A 16,634-nucleotide genomic window follows, 5' to 3' on the forward strand; every position below is an offset into this window, starting at 1 on the left:
TGCCCGGTGTGGGGGAGACGGCTGGTCCGGGTGTGGGGGCCGCCGCCGAGACGAGTGTGCTGCCCGGTGTGGGGGAGACGGCTGGTCCGGGTGTGGGAGCCGCCGCCGAGACGAGTGTGCTGCCCGTCGCCGGTCCGGACGGCACGCCCCGACCGGAAGCAGCGCTCGGCACGACCGAAGACCCCGGTACGGCCGAAGACCCCGGTACGGCCGAAAGTTTCGGTACGGCCGGAAGCCCCGGTGTGCAGGGAACGCCGGAGTCGGTCGGGAAGTCCGCAGCGGGGGGAACGCCGGACGGAGCGGTCGCGTCCACGGACGGCGGCGACGGCCGACGGCGCCGGCTCGGCTGGGCGCTCGGTCTGGTCGGCGCCGGGTTCGGCGTCGTGCTCGCCGTCGGTCTGACCGGCGGGAACACGGACGGCCCGGACGCGTCGATATCCGAGCAGCACAAGAAGGGATCGCACCGGAGCAGTTCACCGGACCCCTCGTCGTCCCCGGGCGGCAGCCGACAGCCCGGCGGGGTCTCGCAGCCGGACGGCGGGACGGACGGGCAGCGGACGGAAGCGGACGACGGGCACGACGAGTACGGCGGGCACGGCGCGAACAGCGGGGCCGGGGAGAACGGCGGGGGTGACGGGCAGGGTGACGGCGGTGCGGGTCCGTCCCACGCCGGGCGCGAGCGGTCCACGGGGCCGCACCGCACGCCCGCCGAGGGGCCGGGGGTGGGGGACGACGGTTCGGCGCAGCGCCCGGGCAGGCCTTCGGACGGCAGCGGCGCGAACGGCGGGCACGGCGGGGACCCGGCCCAGCCTCCGCCCGGCACCGGCGAGCAGCAGCCGGAGCGGCCCGGCACCGGGACGGAGCCGGGCGGGCCCGGTCAGGGCGGCGGCGACCACGGCGGGGACGGCGGGGGCGGCGGCGAGAGCGCCGGCAGCCCGTCGAGCGGGGCCGGTTGAGGCCCGCTCACTCGACGGCGAGGCGGGCACGGAGCGGTGGAGACCACGAGCGCGCACCGACGTCCGGCCCCTGAGCGTGCACCTGCTTCCGGCCGCGGGCAGTCCGGCTGCGGGCCGTCGGCTGCTTCTGGCCGCGGGCCGTCGGCCGGGCGGGAACCCGGCGGCGCGCCCGCTCCGGCCGCCGGCTGTCTCCTGCCCCGGAGGGCGGACACCGGGTGTGTGCGAGCGCGTACAGGACGCCCATGACCTCGGGGGCCGTACCGCCGTGACCGGTGAGAACCCGTGCCCGAGCGTGGCGTTGCCGTTCGCGGTCGCGTACGGTGGACGGCTGCTCTATGGCCAGCAGAAGGGGGCCGCCGCGTTGGGAGCGCAGCACGACAGCGTCCGGGACCGGGAGATCCGCTCGGAGCAGCACCATCTCGACCAGGTGTACCGGAGGCTGGAAGAGAAGATCCATGAGGCGGAGTTCCTGATGGACGACGCTTCCAAACGCGCGCAGGTCGGCACCCCGGGCGCCCTGGCCGAGCGGGACGCCCAGGTCTTCCGTGCCGGGGTCCATCTCAACCGGCTCAACAGCGAGTTCGAGGACTTCCTGTTCGGCCGGATCGATCTGCTGGAGGGCAAGGACGGCAAGCGCGGGCCCGACGGCGCCTACACCTCCGTCGAGCCCGCCGAGGGCGCCGTGCGCGCGGACAACACCGCGGGCATCCACGAGACCCTGCACATCGGCCGCCTCGGTGTCCTCGACGCCGACTACTCGCCGCTGGTCATCGACTGGCGCGCCCCGGCCGCCGCGCCGTTCTACCGTGCCACCCCCGTCGCCCCGGGCCGGGTGGTGCGCCGCCGGGTCATCCGCAGCAAGGGCCGCCGGGTGCTCGGCGTCGAGGACGATCTGCTGCGGCCGGAGCTGACCGCGTATCTGGACGGCGCCGAGCTGCCGGTCGTCGGGGACGGCGCCCTGATGGCCGCGCTGGGCCGGGCCCGCAGCCACAGCATGCGCGACATCGTCTCGTCCATCCAGGCCGAGCAGGACATGGTCATCAGGGCGCCGGCCGCCTCGGTGACGGAGGTCGAGGGCGGACCGGGCACCGGCAAGACGGCGGTGGCCCTGCACCGCGCCGCGTATCTGCTGTACCAGGACCGCCGCCGCTACGCGGGCGGCATCCTGATCGTCTCGCCGACCCCGCTGCTCGTCTCGTACACCGAGGGCGTGCTGCCCTCGCTCGGCGAGGAGGGCCAGGTCGCGATCCGCGCGCTCGGCTCGCTGTTCGAGAGCGAGCAGGCCGAGGCGTACGACGAGCAGGCCGTGGCCCGGATCAAGGGCTCGGCCCGCATGGTCAAGCTGCTGCGCAAGGCCGCCCGTGGGGCGCTCGTTCTGGGGCTGCGCACGCCGGTGCCGGAGCGGCTGCGGGTGGTCGCGCTGGGCGGCCGGATCGAGCTGGACGCCGACGAACTGCACGAGGTGCGCCAGCAGGTGCTCGGCGGGACGGCACCGGTCAATCTGATGCGTCCGCGCGCCCGCAAGCTGCTGCTGGACGCGCTGTGGGCCAAGTCCGGCGCCCGCCGCCACCACCCGGACCCGGAGCTGGCCGCGGAGGCACGCGCCGGCTTCGACGAGGACGTGGCCCAGGAGGACGCGTTCCTGGAGTTCCTTGACGCCTGGTGGCCCCGGCTCACGCCGCGCGAGGTGCTGGGCGCGCTGACGGACGAACAGCGCACGGCCCGCTGGGCGCGCCGGGTGCTGCGCCCCGGCGAGGCACGTGAACTGGCCCGTTCCCTGCGGGAGCGGCTGACCCCGGACGGGCAGGGCCCGCTGTCCGTCCACGATGTCGCGCTGCTGGACGAGCTGCGCCAGCTGCTGGGCGCACCGCCCCGCCCCCGGGTGCGCGAGGCCGACCCGCTGGACCAGCTCACGGGTCTGGAGGAGCTGACGACGGCCGCCGACCGCGATCCCGGCGCCCGCGCCTCCCGCGCCGAGCGCACGCCGGAGGAGCGCACGGAGTACGCGCACGTCATCGTCGACGAGGCGCAGGACCTCACGCCGATGCAGTGGCGGATGGTCGGCCGCCGCGGCCGGCACGCGACGTGGACGATCGTCGGCGACCCGGCGCAGTCCTCCTGGACCGACCCGGACGAGGCGGCCGAGGCGCGCGACGAGGCGCTGGGCAAGCGCCCCCGCCGCCGCTTCGAGCTGACGGTGAACTACCGCAACCCGGCCGAACTGGCCACCCTCGCCGACCAGGTGCTCGCCCTGGCCATGCCCGGCGTCGCCCCGCCCCGCGCGGTGCGCTCCACCGGCATCGAGCCGCGCTTCACGGCCATGGCGGGCGACACGGGCGCCGCGGTGCGCGCCGAGGCCGAGCGGCTGCTGGGCGAGGTCGAGGGCACGGTCGGCGTGGTGGTCGCCATGGCGCGGCGGCAGGAGGCGGCCGGCTGGCTGGCGGGGCTGGGCGACCGGGTGGCCGTGCTGGGCAGCCTGGAAGCCAAGGGCCTGGAGTACGACGCGACGCTGGTCGTCTCCCCGGCCGAGATCGCCGACGAGTCGCCCGCCGGGCTGCGGGTGCTCTATGTGGCGCTGACCCGCTCGACGCAGCGGCTGAGCGTGCTCTCCGGCGAGCGCGATCTGCCCGACGAGGCGGGCGTCCCGGACCTCCTGCGGGACTGACCGGGGCCTCAAGTCGCCGTCGGAAGAAGGCGCTTCCGCGGGGAATGACAACGGCGGGCCGTTTGTTAGCCTGGATGTGGCACCGGCCCGATCCATGCCCCCGGGCCCAACCATTGTCGCTTCGAGCGACCACTTGCCGCGAGGCGAGCTGGCGGGTCGGTGTCCTTGACGTGGCAAGAGGCCGCCTCCCCGGAACACCCGGGAGGCGGCCTCTTCTTCGTGTTCTCCCCGTGCTCCGTGCCCCCCGTGACCGCTGGTGGTCGCTTGTGCTCTCCCCGGCCCGGGCAGGGCGGGGCGCCGGTGACGGAGAGAACAGGGGGGCCGGGGATGCGGCTGCGCCGCTCGCGACGCAGGGTGGAGTCATGGCCGAACCTTCGATCACCGTGTATCCGCCCGACGAGGACGGCGGGCGCCGTGTGCGCCTGGACGGCACCATCCTGGGCCGGGCGTACAACGCCAACGATCTGCTGGAATTCCTGCGCCGCGCGGGCCTCGACCCGGACGAGGTCGATCTGGACGGCCCGCTGATCGAATGGCGGGGCGGCGGCGCCTACGCCTGGGGCCCGGGCTCGGGCGATCCGGCCTGAGCGGTGCCCGGCGTCCGGGGCGGACCGGCGCACGGCACGAGCGAGGGCTCCCGCCGGGTGCGGCGGGAGCCCTCTTCGTCTCGTCGTCGGGGCGTCCGGGGCGGCCGAGGTCCTCCTCGGAGGGTCCTCAAGGGCCTCGGAGTCGGAGTCGGCCGGGTCAGCCGACCACGCGGACCTGGTCGGCCTGGGGACCCTTGCGGCCCTGGGTGATCTCGAACTCGACGCGCTGGGCGTCCTCCAGGCTGCGGTACCCCTCACTGTCGATCGAGCTGTAGTGCACGAAGACGTCGGGGCCGCCGCCCTCCTGTGCGATGAAGCCGTAGCCCTTCTCGGCGTTGAACCACTTGACCGTGCCCTGAGCCATGTTGCGGGTCTCCCAAAGAGGTGAGTGAAGCAGTGCGGGGCGATCTTAAGGCCGTTTTCGCCCGGTTTTGGAGATTGGTGGCGGTTTTCCTGCGAAGGAGTGGGGTTCCGCGGGGCAGGGTCTCTCTCGTATGGTGGAATCGCTTTTCCACTTACGGGCACGCGTTACCGCGTACCGGGGGGTAGGTGGGACGATCTGTTGACGTGCCCGGTCCGGACCGCAAGATCCGCGGCGGCGGCACAGCACAACGCGACAAGGGAAAGCAGAGGGAAGTCGGCAATGGCGCCAAGCGTCTCCTACTCGATGACGGTCCGCCTGGAGGTCCCCGCAGGCGGGACGGCGGTCAGTCAGATCACCACGGTCGTGGAGTCGTCGGGCGGTTCCGTCACGGCCCTCGACGTCACGGCCTCCGGCCATGAGCGGCTGCGCATGGACGTCACCATCGCGGCCAGCTCCACGGCGCACGCCGACGAGATCGTCGACAAGCTGCGCGCCATCGACGGCGTCGCGCTCGGCAAGGTCTCCGACCGTACGTTCCTGATGCACCTCGGCGGCAAGATCGAGATGTCGTCGAAGCACCCCATTCGCAACCGTGACGATCTGTCCATGGTCTACACGCCCGGCGTCGCCCGGGTGTGCACCCAGATCGCCGAGCACCCCGAGGACGCGCGGCGGCTGACGATCAAGCGCAACAGCATCGCGGTCGTCACCGACGGCTCGGCCGTGCTCGGCCTGGGCAACATCGGCCCCGAGGCGTCGCTGCCGGTGATGGAGGGCAAGGCCGCGCTCTTCAAGCGGTTCGCCGGGATCGACGCCTGGCCGCTCTGCCTGGACACCCAGGACACCGACGCGATCGTGGAGATCGTCAAGGCCATCGCCCCCGGCTTCGCCGGGATCAACCTGGAGGACATCTCCGCGCCCCGCTGCTTCGAGATCGAGGCGCGGCTGCGCGAGGCGCTGGACATCCCGGTCTTCCACGACGACCAGCACGGCACGGCCATCGTCGTGCTGTCCGCGCTGTACAACGCGCTGCGCGTCGTGGACAAGCGCATCGAGGACATCCGGGTGGTGATGTCCGGGGCCGGCGCCGCGGGCACGGCCATCCTCAAGCTGCTGCTGGAGGCCGGCGTCAAGCACGCGGTCGTCGCGGACATCCACGGTGTGGTGCACTCCGGGCGCGACGACGTGGCGGCGGCCGAGGAGGGCTCGCCGATGCGCTGGGTCGCCGACCACACCAACCCCGAGGGCCGCACCGGCACCCTCAAGGACGCGGTCGTCGGCGCCGACGTGTTCATCGGCGTCTCCGCGCCCAACGTGCTGGACGGCAGCGACGTGGCGAAGATGGCCGAGGGCGCCATCGTGTTCGCGCTCGCCAACCCCGACCCGGAGGTCGACCCCGCGGCCGCGCGGGAGACGGCCAGCGTCGTGGCCACCGGCCGCTCGGACTTCCCGAACCAGATCAACAACGTGCTGGTCTTCCCCGGCGTCTTCCGCGGCCTGCTGGATGCGCAGTCGCACACGGTCGACGACGCGATGATGCTGGCGGCGGCGCGTGCGCTGGCCGATGTGGTCGGCCAGGACGAGCTGAACCCGAACTACATCGTGCCGAGCGTCTTCAACGAGAAGGTCTCCGGCGCGGTCGCCGACGCGGTCCGCCAGGCCGCCCAGGACGAGGCCGCGCAGGCGGCGGCGCGGGCCGGCGCGGACGGTCCCGGCGAGGCGTGACGTCGGCAACAGCGGTGTTCCCCGGGCCCCGCGCGGGCGCCGCGGCCGGTGGCCGCGGCGCCCGGGGCCCGGCGCGTCGAGGGGGGCTCACCCGGTCGGGCCCCTAGGGTTGCGGGCAGCCACAGGCCCTGGATCGTCACCACGGCGAGGGCGCCGGATTGGCTTTCCCGCCGCAGGTGGGGGCAGGATGCCTTCCCATGGACTTAGTCCGGGGGAGGCCCATCCCAGGACCTTGTCCAGGGGGATTTCCCCACGGGGCGCGAGCGTCTCAAGGCAGACCCGGGTCAGGGGACTGTCCGAGGGCCCTGGCAGCATCGGCTTCGATCTCACGCCTCATCGGCAAGAAAGACACGGGAGTACGAATTATGAACCGCAGTGAGCTGGTGGCCGCTCTGTCCGAGCGCGCCGAGGTGACCCGTAAGGACGCCGACGCGATCCTCGCGGCCTTCGCCGAGACCGTCGGCGAGGTCGTCGCCAAGGGCGACGAGAAGGTCACCATCCCCGGCTTCCTCACCTTCGAGCGCACCCACCGTGCCGCTCGTACGGCCCGCAACCCGCAGACCGGCGACCCGATCGAGATCCCGGCCGGGTACAGCGTCAAGGTGTCGGCCGGCTCCAAGCTGAAGGAAGCCGCCAAGGGCAAGTGAGCCGCTCGGCAGGGGCACGGCCTCTGCGCTGAGGCGCACGGCCTCCAGCAGTCCACAGGGCGGCCCTTCCTCCCCACGCCGGGGAGGAAGGGCCGCCCTCGTGTGTGTCCGGGGCCGGGCCGCTGTCTCGGCCCGTCTCGGCCCCGTCCGTCCCGGTCCGTCCCGGCCGCCTCAGTCCGCCGCCGCGGGAGGCCAGGGCAGGGCCGTCAGATCGGCCTCGGCGAGGGAGGCGACGAGGAGGGTGCGCGGACCGGGGGCGATGCCGTCGACGGTCGGCACGGCCAGCACCCGGCAGCCGGCCGCGAGGGCCGAGGCGGCGCCCGTGGGGGTGTCCTCGACGGCGAGGCAGTCCTCGGGCCGGACGCCGAGCGTGGCGGCCGCGGCGAGGTACGGATCCGGGTGCGGCTTGCCCCGGGAGGTCTCACCGGCGGTGACGGAGCAGGCGAAGCGGTGGGTGCCGAGCGTGGCGAGCACCAGATCGGCGACGGGCCGCTCCGAGGCGGTGACGAGCGCCACGGGGACGCCTAGGTCGCGCGCGCTGTCCAGCAGCGCGAGGGCGCCCGGCTGGACGGCCACTCCGGCGCGTACCCGGGCCGTGAACGTCTCGTCCAGCCGGGCCCGGACGGTCTCGGGTGTCAGGGTGCCGATCCGCTCGGCGAGGCGCTCGGCGGCGTCCGCGAGCGGCAGCCCGGCGTAGGTGTCGAGCCCGTCCGGGCCGTGCCCGGTGCTTCCGGTGTTCCCGGTGTTCGCGGTGTGCCCGGTGTGTTCGGCGAGCAGGGCGGCGATGGTGGCCAGCCAGTCGCGTTCGGTGTCGACGAGGGTGCCGTCCATGTCACAGAGCAGGGCTGCGGGCAGGGCGGCGCCCGCGGGGCCGGAGGCGGGTCCGGCGGCACGGTCGGGCGCGTGCGCCGGTGCGGGGCCGGAGGGCGACCGGGGGTCGGAGCCGGGAGTGGGGCCGGGCGGGGAGCTGGGCGTGCGACTGGGCAAAGAAGGCTCGCTGTTCGGAAGGTCGGGTCGGACAGGTGTGCTGTGGTCGTGGTGGTCGTGGTGGTCGTCGTGGTCGTCGTGAGTGGGGTCGGGGCGGACAGGGACGGGGACGGCGCGCGGCGGGGAGCGGGGTTGGACGGGTGTGCGAGCTGCGGGCGGGCCCGTCCGGGTGCCGAGGGGCGCGGGTGGGCCCGGGGCGGGGCCGGAGGCCGGTGGGGCTGCGGGTCAGGCGTGGGTGCGGGTGAGGGGGTTGGTCTGGGTGGAGTTGCGCACGGTGAAGACGACCGAGCCGGGGCGGTAGCGGTCGTCCGAGGTCTCGACGGGGCGGCCCTCGGCGGTGGTCGTGGTGCGGCGGACGCGCAGCAGCGGGCTGCCGCGGCGCACCCGCAGATGGTCGGCGTCGGCGGTGCCGGCGGCGACGGCGTCGATGTGGTGCTCGCCGTGTGCGAAGACGAGACCCTCGTCACGGCGCAGCCGCTCGGTGACGGACTCGCAGTCGTCCGGCAGGGCCTCGACGGCGGGGGCGATCCACTCGGCGTAGACGGTGCGCTCCAGGAGGACGGGGTCCCCGTCCAGCGTGCGCAGCCGCAGCACGTGCAGCACCGGCGCGCCCGGCGGGACCTGGAGGAGCCCGGCCTCCTCGGCGCGTGCGGTGCCCCGGGACGAGGAGAGCACCAGGCCGCCGGCCGTCCGGCCGCCCGCGCGGGCCCACTGGGCGAAGCTGCGCAGCTCGGTGAAGCTCTGGCTGGGTGTGGTGGAGAGCACGACGCGGCGGGCGCCCTGCCGGGAGCCGACGAGGCCCTCGGCGAGCAGTGCGGCGACGGCCTGCCGGACGGTGCCGCGGGAGGCGCCGTGTGCGGCGGCCAGTTCGGCCTCCGAGGGGAGCGTCGCGCCGACGGGGTAGCGGCCCTCGGTGATGGCGCGGCGCAGCGCGGCGGCGATGGCCTCGTGGCGGGGCGGCTCGGGGCCGCGGCCGGCGGTGGAGCGGCCGGAGCGGTCGCCTCCGGCGCCGGTGCGTGCGCGGGACCGGCTGCGGGGGTGCCTTCGGGCGTCGTCGTCGGGGGGCGGCGGTGCGGGCATGGGCGGCTCCTCGTGTGCTGCGCGGGACGGCCCGATCATGCCATCTGTGCGCAGCGGTGCGCATCTCAGCGTGTGCGCCTGATGCGTTTAACCGCTTCTCCGGTCGCTAAACCTCTCCGCAAATAACGCTTTGAGCTGCGCATTTGGGAATCGTGAGAGCTTTGCGCCGGGGGTTGCGTGCTGTTAGCTTGCCCTGGCTCAATGAAGGAGCTTGTCCATACAGGTGACCGCAACCCCCGGACGGTTACGGCAGAGGACCAGGAGTACCGACGTGAAGGCAGACCATCTCAGCCGCAGGAGCCGAACCGCCCTCGCCGCCGTGGCGGCGGCGACCGCCGTGACCGTCGCGGCCACCGGCTGCGGCGCCGCGCCCGACCAGGGCGCCGGGAGCAAGGCGGCCACGGCGCGTTCGGCGGCGGACCTCGGCGGGATGGACGCGCTGGTGAAGGCGGCGAAGAAGGAGGGCGAGCTGAACGTCTACGCCCTCGCGCCGACCTGGGCCAACTACGGCGAGATGATCAAAGCCTTCGAGAAGAAGTACGGCATCGAGGTCCACAACGAGGACCCGGGCGGCAGCAGTCAGGGCGCCTTGAACGCCGCCGCCAAGCGCAAGGGCCAGGACCGCGCCGTCGACGCGCTCGACCTGGGCACCGCCTTCATGCGCGCGGCCAAGGCCAAGAAGCTGCTGGCGCCCTACAAGGTCGAGGGCTGGGACGACATCCCCGGCACGCAGAAGCAGCCGGACGCCTCCTACCTCAACAACTACGGCGGCTACGTCTCCATCGGCTGCGACGCCAAGGCCGTCAAGGAGTGCCCGGAGACGTTCGAGGACCTGCTGAAGCCGCAGTACAGGAACAAGGTCGCGCTCAACGGCAACCCGAACGAGTCCTCCTCGGCCTTCTCCGCCGTCATCGCCGCCGCCCTCGCCAACGGCGGCGGGTTCGACGATGTGCAGCCCGGACTCGACTTCTTCGAGAAGCTGAAGAAGAAGGGCAACTTCGTGCCCGTCGAGTCGACGAAGGCCACCATCCAGAAGGGCGAGACGCCCATCTCCATCGACTGGGACTACCTCAACCTCGGCTACGGCGAGGAGCTGAAGTCCAAGGGCGTCGACTGGAAGGTCACCGTGCCCGACGACGGCCAGTACGCGCAGTACTACAACCAGGGCGTCAACAAGGACGCGCCGCACCCGGCGGCGGCCCGGCTGTGGGTCGAGTTCCTCTACAGCCCCGAGGGCCAGAACATCTGGCTCAAGGGCTTCTCCCGGCCGGCGCTCCTGGAGGAGATGGAGAAGGACGGCACCGCCGACAAGCAGGCCGCGGCCAAGCTGCCCGAGGTCGACGGCGTACCGAAGTTCCCCTCGGCCAAGCAGGAGGCCCAGGCCCAGAAGGTGATCAACCAGGGCTGGGGCGCGGCGGTCAGCTGATGGCTGTGACGACCTCCGAGACCGCGCCCGCGCCCGGGGCACAGGCCCCCGGGCCCCCGGCCGCCGCGCCGGAGCGCCGGCGCGCCACCCGGCGCCCGGGCACCGGACCGCACCGCCGTGTCCTGCGGTGGCGCTGGCCGGCCGTCGTGCCGTTCTTCGCGTTCATGGCGGTCTGCTTCGGGCTGCCCGCCGGGACGATGGCCTACAACGCGTTCACCGTCGTCGACCCCGGCACCGGTGCGAGCGAACACAGCCTGGAGAACGTCCGCACGGCGCTGTCCGGCGCCTACGCCACCGGGCTGTGGGGCAGCGTCCAACTGTCGCTGCTCACCGCCGTGTTCGCCACCGTGCTCGGCACCCTCGTCGGCCAGGCCGTGCTCGCCTCGGGCAACAGCGCGCTGCGCAAGGCGATCGTCTCCGCCTCCGGTGTCTTCGCCAACTTCAGCGGCGCACCGCTGGCCTTCGCGTTCATCGCCACGCTCGGCACCACCGGCACGGTGACCCGGCTGCTGGAGCTCCAGCGCACCGGGTTCAGCCTCTACACCTTCACCGGACTGGTCCTCGCCTACCTGTACTTCATGGTGCCGCTGATGGTCGTGACCGTGCTGCCCGCGCTCGACGGTGTGCGCACCCAGTGGCGGGAGGCCGCCGCCTCCTGCGGGGCGAGCCGCGCCCAGTTCTGGCGGCACGTCGGGCTGCCCGTGCTGCTGCCCTCCCTGCTCGGCGGGGCCGTGCTGATGTTCGGCACCGCCTTCGCCTCGCACGCCACCGCCGCCGTCATGACGGGCAGTTCGGTACCGCTGATCACCATCCAGATCGCCAACGCCCTCTCCGGCAACGTGCTGGTGGGCCAGGAGAACCTGGCGCTCGCCATGAGCCTCAACATGGTGGTGATCGCGCTGCTCGTCATCACCGTCCAGATCCCGCTGCAACGACGGAGCAACCGATGGCTGGGATGAACCTCACCGCAACGGCGCCGCGCGGCACACGGGTGCGCCGCCGCCCCTGGGGCAGCTTCGTCGTACTGCTGCTCGCCGCCGTCTACTTCCTGCTGCCCGTCGCCGCTTCGCTGTGGTTCACCGTCGACGACCCCGCCGAGGGGTTCACCTTCGACGCCTACGTCAAGGGCCTCGGCGACGACGGGCTCGCCACCAGCCTCGGCCTGTCCGTCCGGCTCGGGCTGGCCACCGTGGCGCTGGGGCTGCTGCTGATGGTGCCGACGATGGTCGTCGTCGCGCTGCGGCTGCCGCGGCTGCGCCGGGTCGTCGAGATCCTGTGCATGGTGCCGCTGATCGTCCCGCCGATCGCGCTCGTCGCCGGGGTCAGCACCGTGCTCTCCTGGGAGCAGGACCTGGCCGCGACGCCCTTCTACCGCACCTTCCAGCTGCTCCAGAACAAGAGCTTCCCGCTGGTGCTGGTGCTCGTCTACACCGTCATGTCGCTGCCGTTCCTGTACCGCTCGCTGGACGCCGGGCTGCGCTCCCTCGATCTGAAGACCCTGGTGGAGGCGGCCCGCAGCCTCGGTGCCTCGCGGACGGCCACGCTGTGCCGGGTCGTCCTGCCCAATCTGCGGCCCGCCGTCGTCAGCGGGGCCGTGCTCAGCCTGGCGATGGTGCTCGGCGAGTACACCGTGGCGAAGGTGCTGGGCGCCGAGCCCTTCTCCGTCTGGATGGTGCACGTGGGCGAGTTCGAGGCCCAGGTGTCCGTCGCCGCCGCCATGCTCAGCCTGCTGATCACCTGGGGCCTGCTGCTCCTGCTCACCAACCTCGCCGGCGGGCGGGCCCGCAACCGGAGGAAGACCACCGCATGACCACCACCGCACCGAAGACCGGCACCGCCGCCTCCGCCGCGCAGCCCGCGGGACCGCCGGCCCCCTCCGGCGCCGAGGGCGCCCGCTCCGGTGTCGCCCTGCGGCTCGCCGGGCTGCGGCGCGCCTTCGGCGGCACCACCGCGCTGGACGGTCTCGACCTGGACATCGCGCCGGGCGAACTCGTCGCCCTGCTCGGCCCGTCGGGCTGCGGCAAGACGACGGCGCTGCGCATCATCGCCGGGTTCGAGACCGCCGACGCCGGTGAACTCCTCGTCGACGGCGAGGATCTGACCGGCGTCCCCGCCAACCGGCGCGACATCGGCATGGTCTTCCAGTCCTACAGCCTCTTCCCGAACATGACGGCGGCGCAGAACGTCGCCTACGGCCTGCGCGTCCGCAAGGCAGCGAAGGCCGAACGCGCCGCGCGCGCCGCCGAACTCCTGGACCTCGTGGGCCTGCCGGGCCGCGAGAAGCACTACCCCCACCAGCTGTCCGGCGGCCAGCAGCAGCGTGTGGCGCTCGCCCGCGCGCTGGCCATCCGGCCGCGTGTGCTGCTGCTGGACGAGCCGCTGTCCGCGCTGGACGCCAAGGTCCGCCTCCAGCTGCGCGAGGAGATCCGCCGCATCCAGCTGGAGCTGGGCATCACCACCGTCTTCGTCACCCACGACCAGGAGGAGGCGCTGTCGATGGCCGACCGCGTCGCCGTGATGAGGGACGGCAGGCTCGAACAGTGCGCGGCGCCGGGCGAGTTGTACGAGCGGCCCGCCACGCCGTTCGTCGCCGAGTTCGTCGGGACGATGAACCGGCTGCCGGGCACCGTCCGCGAGGGCGGCACCGTCGAGACGCTCGGCCGCCGGCTGGCCGTGCACGGGACGGCGCCGGCCGCCGGCACCCGCGTGGACGTGCTGCTGCGCCCCGAGAGCCTGCGGGTGACCGGGGGCGACGGTGCGGCCGGAGAGCCGGCGGAGCGGGCGGCCGCGGAGGGCGGCGTCCCGGCCACCGTCCGTGTCGTCACCTTCCTCGGCGGCACCACCCGGCTGCATCTGACCACCGACGAGGGTGCCGAGGCCAAGGCCGACCTGCCCAGCTGGGAGGCCGCGGCCTTCACCCCCGGCACCCGCTGCACGCTCGCCGCGCACGACCACACCGTGCTGGTGGAGGAGACGGCCGCGCGCTGAGCGCGGCCCCGTACGCCACGGCCGCCGGGCCCGCGGCCCTCACCGGGCCCGGCGCGGGCGCGCGCTACGGGCGCTCGACCTTGGCGCCCAGCTCGACCAGCTTCTGCTGGAAGTTCTCGTAGCCGCGGTTGATCAGGTCGATGCCGTGCACCCGCGAGGTGCCCTGTGCGGCCAGCGCCGCGATCAGATACGAGAAGCCGCCGCGCAGGTCCGGGATGACCAGATCGGCGCCCTGGAGCTTCGTCGGGCCCGAAACCACCGCCGAGTGCAGGAAGTTGCGCTGCCCGAAGCGGCAGGCGGCACCGCCCAGGCACTCGCGGTAGAGCTGGATGTGCGCGCCCATCTGGTTGAGCGCCGAGGTGAAGCCCAGCCGCGACTCGTACACCGTCTCGTGCACGATCGACAGGCCGGACGCCTGGGTCAGCGCGACCACCAGCGGCTGCTGCCAGTCCGTCTGGAAGCCCGGGTGCACATCGGTCTCCAGCGCGATCGACTTCAGCGCGCCGCCGGGGTGCCAGAAGCGGATGCCCTCGTCGTCGATGTCGAAGGCGCCGCCGACCTTCCGGAAGGTGTTGAGGAAGGTCATCATCGACTGCTGCTGTGCGCCGCGTACGTACACGCTGCCCTCGGTGGCCAGCGCGGCGCTCGCCCAGGACGCGGCCTCCAGCCGGTCCGGCAGCGCCCGGTGGTTGTAGCCGCCCAGCTTGTCGACGCCGGTGATGCGGATGGTGCGGTCGGTGTCCATCGAGATGATGGCGCCCATCTTCTGGAGGACGCAGATCAGATCCTCGATCTCCGGCTCGACCGCCGCGTTCGACAGCTCCGTCACGCCGTCCGCCAGGACCGCCGTCAGCAGCACCTGCTCGGTCGAGCCGACGGAGGGGTAGGGCAGCCGGATCTTGGTGCCGCGCAGCCGCTGCGGGGCCTCCAGGTACTGCCCGTCGGCGCGCTTCTCGATCGTCGCGCCGAACTGGCGCAGCACGTCGAAGTGGAAGTCCACCGGCCGGCCGCCGATGTCGCAGCCGCCCAGGCCGGGGATGAACGCGTGCCCGAGCCGGTGCAGCAGCGGGCCGCAGAACAGGATCGGGATGCGTGACGAGCCCGCGTGCGCGTCGATGTCGGCGACGTTGGCGCTCTCCACGTGCGACGGGTCGAGCACCAGCTCCCCGGACTCGTCGCCGGACCGCACGGTCACCCCGTGCAGCTGGAGCAGGCCGCGTACGACGCGGACGTCGCGGATGTCCGGCACGTTGCGGAGTCGACTCGGCGCACTGCCCAGCAACGCGGCGACCATGGCCTTGGGTACGAGGTTCTTCGCACCACGGACACGGATTTCACCCTCCAGCGGGGCGCCACCGTGGACAAGCAGTACGTCGGCAGGGCTGTCGGTCATGGATCTCCGCGATTCCTGGAGACGGGTCGGGACAAAAAGTAAGCGTAATGGCCCGTCGACCCGGGCCCGTAGGGGCGAGGGGGGTTCTGCACTGTCACAGGTGCGCAATAACACGCCCTGTCCGCACGGGAGTACAGAGAGTGTCTCTGTGGGCGTCGCGTGGGCGTCGCGTGGGCGGAGGGTGTGCTTCCCGTGTGTGTCCGGTGTGCGGAGCGTGTCCCTCCGGCCGGGGCGGCCCGGGGCGGCCCGGGGTGCGGGTGAGTGCACCGCCGGGGTCGGCAGCGGTCGGGCAGGGGGGCGGCGGAGGCCGACGGGGGTGCTGTTCACGCCGGGTGGCGGCCGGATCCGGCGGTCGGGTGTCCGTGAACGGCCCGGGTGCGGGATCATTGCCGTATGACCGAGGTGTCCTCGCTGACCGGACGGCTGCTCGTGGCCACACCGGTGCTGGCCGATCCGAACTTCGACCGCGCGGTGGTGCTCCTCCTCGACCACGACGAGAAGGGCTCCCTGGGCGTGGTCCTCAACCGCCCGACGCCCGTCGACGTCGGCGACATCCTGGAGCCCTGGGCACAGCTCACCGGGGAGCCCAACGTCGTCTTCCAGGGCGGCCCGGTCTCCCTGGACGCCGCGCTGGGCGTGGCCGTCGTCCCCACCGGGCACGCGGTCCCCGACGGAGGTCCCGCGGAGGGCGGACTCCCGGGGAGCGGCCTGCCGGGCGGGGGTCTGCCGGAGGGCGGGGTTCCCGAGGGCGGGGCTCCCGGGGGCGCAGTTCCCGAGGGCGGGCCTCCGGGCGCCGACGCCCCCAGCGCCGAGGACGAACTGCTGGACGGGCTGGCCGAGGAGTCCGGTGCCGACGGCGACGGCCCGCTCGGCTGGCGCCGGGTGCACGGCGCCATCGGCCTCGTCGATCTGGAGGCGCCCCCCGAACTCCTCGCCGCGGAGCTGGGCTCGCTGCGCATCTTCGCCGGGTACGCCGGCTGGGGCCCGGGCCAGCTGGAGGACGAGCTGTCCGAGGGCGCCTGGTACGTGGTCGAGTCCGAGCCCGGCGATGTCTCCTCGCCCGCTCCCGAGGGGCTGTGGCGGGCCGTACTGCGGCGCCAGCGCAGCGAGTTGGCGCTGGTCGCCACCTACCCGGACGACCCGTCGCTCAACTGACCGGAGGGGCCCGGGCGGCACCCGGCGGTGCGTCCCCGAGGGCCGCCCGAACGGGGTGATCCCGGTCACGGCCCACGCCTGACGCGCCCCCGGCGCATGAGTACCCTTGGGCTGTATGAGCACTCTTGAGCCCGAGCGCGGGGCGGGCACCGGCACTCTCGTCGAACCGACCCCGCAGACAAGTCACGGTGACGGCGATCACGAGCGGTTCGCGCACTATGTCCAGAAGGACAAGATCATGGCGAGCGCGATGGACGGCACCCCCGTCGTCGCGCTCTGCGGCAAGGTCTGGGTGCCGGGCCGTGACCCGAAGAAGTACCCGGTGTGCCCCATGTGCAAGGAGATCTACGAGACCATGGGCCCCGGCGGCGACAACGGCAAGGGCAACGGCAAGGACGGCAAGGGCGGCGGCGGCAAGTAACCGCCGCCGCGTCCGACCGCGGCCACCGTCCCGGTCCGCCCTCGGGCCGTGCGCCGGGACACCGGCCGCACCGTCGGGCCGGCCCCCGCCCGTCCTGCCTCCCGCGCAGTCGCAGCGCCCCGCCGCTCCCACCCGGAGCGACGGGGCGCTTCGTGCGTCACCCCTGCCGCCACTCCTGCCCTCGCGCCTGCGCCGCTCCTGCCCTCGCGCCTGCGCCGCTCCTGCCCTCGCGCCTGCGCC

General features: G+C 73.5%; 15 protein-coding genes. 11 read left to right on the forward strand and 4 right to left on the reverse strand.

Annotated elements, in window-relative coordinates; genetic code table 11:
• The first annotated feature begins 242 nt into the window (after positions 1-242).
• The 3 genes from SCA03_RS32875 (at position 243) to SCA03_RS32885 (ending at position 4,208) form a co-directional block, all read left to right on the forward strand.
• Positions 243-956: a hypothetical protein gene (locus SCA03_RS32875; protein WP_141275832.1), complete on the forward strand. Its 714-nt coding sequence runs from the start codon at positions 243-245 to the stop codon at positions 954-956.
• Positions 957-1,317: 361 nt separating this feature from the next.
• Positions 1,318-3,621, forward strand: coding sequence for a HelD family protein (locus SCA03_RS32880; RefSeq protein WP_230989070.1), 2,304 nt, complete (start codon positions 1,318-1,320; stop codon positions 3,619-3,621).
• 362 nt (positions 3,622-3,983) lie between these two features.
• Positions 3,984-4,208 (forward strand): hypothetical protein, encoded by a 225-nt coding sequence (locus SCA03_RS32885; RefSeq protein WP_030889354.1) that lies wholly within the window; start codon positions 3,984-3,986, stop codon positions 4,206-4,208.
• 157 nt (positions 4,209-4,365) lie between these two features.
• Here SCA03_RS32885 and SCA03_RS32890 read toward each other — a convergent pair whose 3' ends face one another.
• Positions 4,366-4,572 (reverse strand): cold-shock protein, encoded by a 207-nt coding sequence (locus SCA03_RS32890; protein WP_030889357.1) that lies wholly within the window; start codon positions 4,570-4,572, stop codon positions 4,366-4,368.
• A 279-nt stretch (positions 4,573-4,851) separates the two neighbouring features.
• Here SCA03_RS32890 and SCA03_RS32895 point away from each other — a divergent pair, with 279 nt between their 5' ends.
• Positions 4,852-6,297 carry an NAD-dependent malic enzyme gene (locus SCA03_RS32895; protein WP_030889360.1) on the forward strand — a complete coding sequence of 482 codons (1,446 nt, stop codon included), beginning with the start codon at positions 4,852-4,854 and terminating at the stop codon, positions 6,295-6,297.
• A 365-nt stretch (positions 6,298-6,662) separates the two neighbouring features.
• A complete protein-coding gene (locus tag SCA03_RS32905; protein ID WP_030889363.1) occupies positions 6,663-6,944 on the forward strand; it encodes an HU family DNA-binding protein in 282 nt (93 codons plus the stop codon).
• Positions 6,945-7,115: 171 nt separating this feature from the next.
• On the opposite strand, the gene SCA03_RS32910 is transcribed toward SCA03_RS32905, so the two are convergent.
• A complete protein-coding gene (locus tag SCA03_RS32910) occupies positions 7,116-7,775 on the reverse strand; it encodes an HAD family hydrolase (RefSeq protein WP_086817299.1) in 660 nt (219 codons plus the stop codon).
• A 381-nt stretch (positions 7,776-8,156) separates the two neighbouring features.
• Positions 8,157-9,011, reverse strand: coding sequence for a GntR family transcriptional regulator (locus SCA03_RS32915; RefSeq protein ID WP_078874049.1), 855 nt, complete (start codon positions 9,009-9,011; stop codon positions 8,157-8,159).
• 271 nt (positions 9,012-9,282) lie between these two features.
• Between SCA03_RS32915 and SCA03_RS32920 the strand changes: the two genes are divergently transcribed.
• From SCA03_RS32920 to SCA03_RS32935, 4 genes are read left to right on the forward strand one after another with little or no spacing between them, the layout of a single operon-like run.
• Positions 9,283-10,437 (forward strand): ABC transporter substrate-binding protein, encoded by a 1,155-nt coding sequence (locus tag SCA03_RS32920; protein ID WP_030889372.1) that lies wholly within the window; start codon positions 9,283-9,285, stop codon positions 10,435-10,437.
• Positions 10,437-11,396 (forward strand): ABC transporter permease, encoded by a 960-nt coding sequence (locus tag SCA03_RS32925; RefSeq protein WP_030890967.1) that lies wholly within the window; start codon positions 10,437-10,439, stop codon positions 11,394-11,396. The genes SCA03_RS32920 and SCA03_RS32925 overlap by 1 nt, the downstream gene beginning before the upstream one ends.
• Positions 11,384-12,247, forward strand: a complete 864-nt coding sequence (locus SCA03_RS32930) for an ABC transporter permease (RefSeq protein WP_030889378.1) — start codon at positions 11,384-11,386, stop codon at positions 12,245-12,247. The genes SCA03_RS32925 and SCA03_RS32930 overlap by 13 nt, the downstream gene beginning before the upstream one ends.
• Complete coding sequence (locus SCA03_RS32935) at positions 12,244-13,425, forward strand: ABC transporter ATP-binding protein (RefSeq protein ID WP_086814736.1); 1,182 nt, start codon at positions 12,244-12,246, stop codon at positions 13,423-13,425. The genes SCA03_RS32930 and SCA03_RS32935 overlap by 4 nt, the downstream gene beginning before the upstream one ends.
• A gap of 64 nt (positions 13,426-13,489) precedes the next feature.
• Here SCA03_RS32935 and murA read toward each other — a convergent pair whose 3' ends face one another.
• On the reverse strand, positions 13,490-14,818 hold the full coding sequence (gene murA / locus SCA03_RS32940) for a UDP-N-acetylglucosamine 1-carboxyvinyltransferase (RefSeq protein WP_030889384.1): 1,329 nt from the start codon (positions 14,816-14,818) through the stop codon (positions 13,490-13,492).
• Between the two features lie 393 nt (positions 14,819-15,211).
• Here murA and SCA03_RS32945 point away from each other — a divergent pair, with 393 nt between their 5' ends.
• On the forward strand, positions 15,212-15,973 hold the full coding sequence (locus SCA03_RS32945; RefSeq protein ID WP_030889387.1) for a YqgE/AlgH family protein: 762 nt from the start codon (positions 15,212-15,214) through the stop codon (positions 15,971-15,973).
• Positions 15,974-16,088: 115 nt separating this feature from the next.
• Positions 16,089-16,394 (forward strand): DUF3039 domain-containing protein, encoded by a 306-nt coding sequence (locus SCA03_RS32950; RefSeq protein WP_030889390.1) that lies wholly within the window; start codon positions 16,089-16,091, stop codon positions 16,392-16,394.
• Positions 16,395-16,634: the final 240 nt, after the last annotated feature.

It is taken from the genome of Streptomyces cacaoi (assembly GCF_006539165.1).
Classification (GTDB): Bacteria; Actinomycetota; Actinomycetes; order Streptomycetales; family Streptomycetaceae; genus Streptomyces; species Streptomyces cacaoi.

Bases quoted from the DNA above. Each gene is read 5' to 3' on its own strand.
- SCA03_RS32950 (WP_030889390.1), top strand. From the start codon at position 16,089: ATGAGCACTCTTGAGCCCGAGCGCGGGGCGGGCACCGGCACTCTCGTC.
- SCA03_RS32890 (WP_030889357.1), bottom strand. From the start codon at position 4,572: ATGGCTCAGGGCACGGTCAAGTGGTTCAACGCCGAGAAGGGCTACGGC.
- SCA03_RS32885 (WP_030889354.1), top strand. From the start codon at position 3,984: ATGGCCGAACCTTCGATCACCGTGTATCCGCCCGACGAGGACGGCGGG.
- SCA03_RS32935 (WP_086814736.1), top strand. From the start codon at position 12,244: ATGACCACCACCGCACCGAAGACCGGCACCGCCGCCTCCGCCGCGCAG.
- murA (WP_030889384.1), bottom strand. From the start codon at position 14,818: ATGACCGACAGCCCTGCCGACGTACTGCTTGTCCACGGTGGCGCCCCG.
- SCA03_RS32895 (WP_030889360.1), top strand. From the start codon at position 4,852: ATGGCGCCAAGCGTCTCCTACTCGATGACGGTCCGCCTGGAGGTCCCC.
- SCA03_RS32925 (WP_030890967.1), top strand. From the start codon at position 10,437: ATGGCTGTGACGACCTCCGAGACCGCGCCCGCGCCCGGGGCACAGGCC.
- SCA03_RS32945 (WP_030889387.1), top strand. From the start codon at position 15,212: ATGACCGAGGTGTCCTCGCTGACCGGACGGCTGCTCGTGGCCACACCG.
- SCA03_RS32930 (WP_030889378.1), top strand. From the start codon at position 11,384: ATGGCTGGGATGAACCTCACCGCAACGGCGCCGCGCGGCACACGGGTG.
- SCA03_RS32905 (WP_030889363.1), top strand. From the start codon at position 6,663: ATGAACCGCAGTGAGCTGGTGGCCGCTCTGTCCGAGCGCGCCGAGGTG.
- SCA03_RS32910 (WP_086817299.1), bottom strand. From the start codon at position 7,775: ATGGACGGCACCCTCGTCGACACCGAACGCGACTGGCTGGCCACCATC.
- SCA03_RS32915 (WP_078874049.1), bottom strand. From the start codon at position 9,011: ATGCCCGCACCGCCGCCCCCCGACGACGACGCCCGAAGGCACCCCCGC.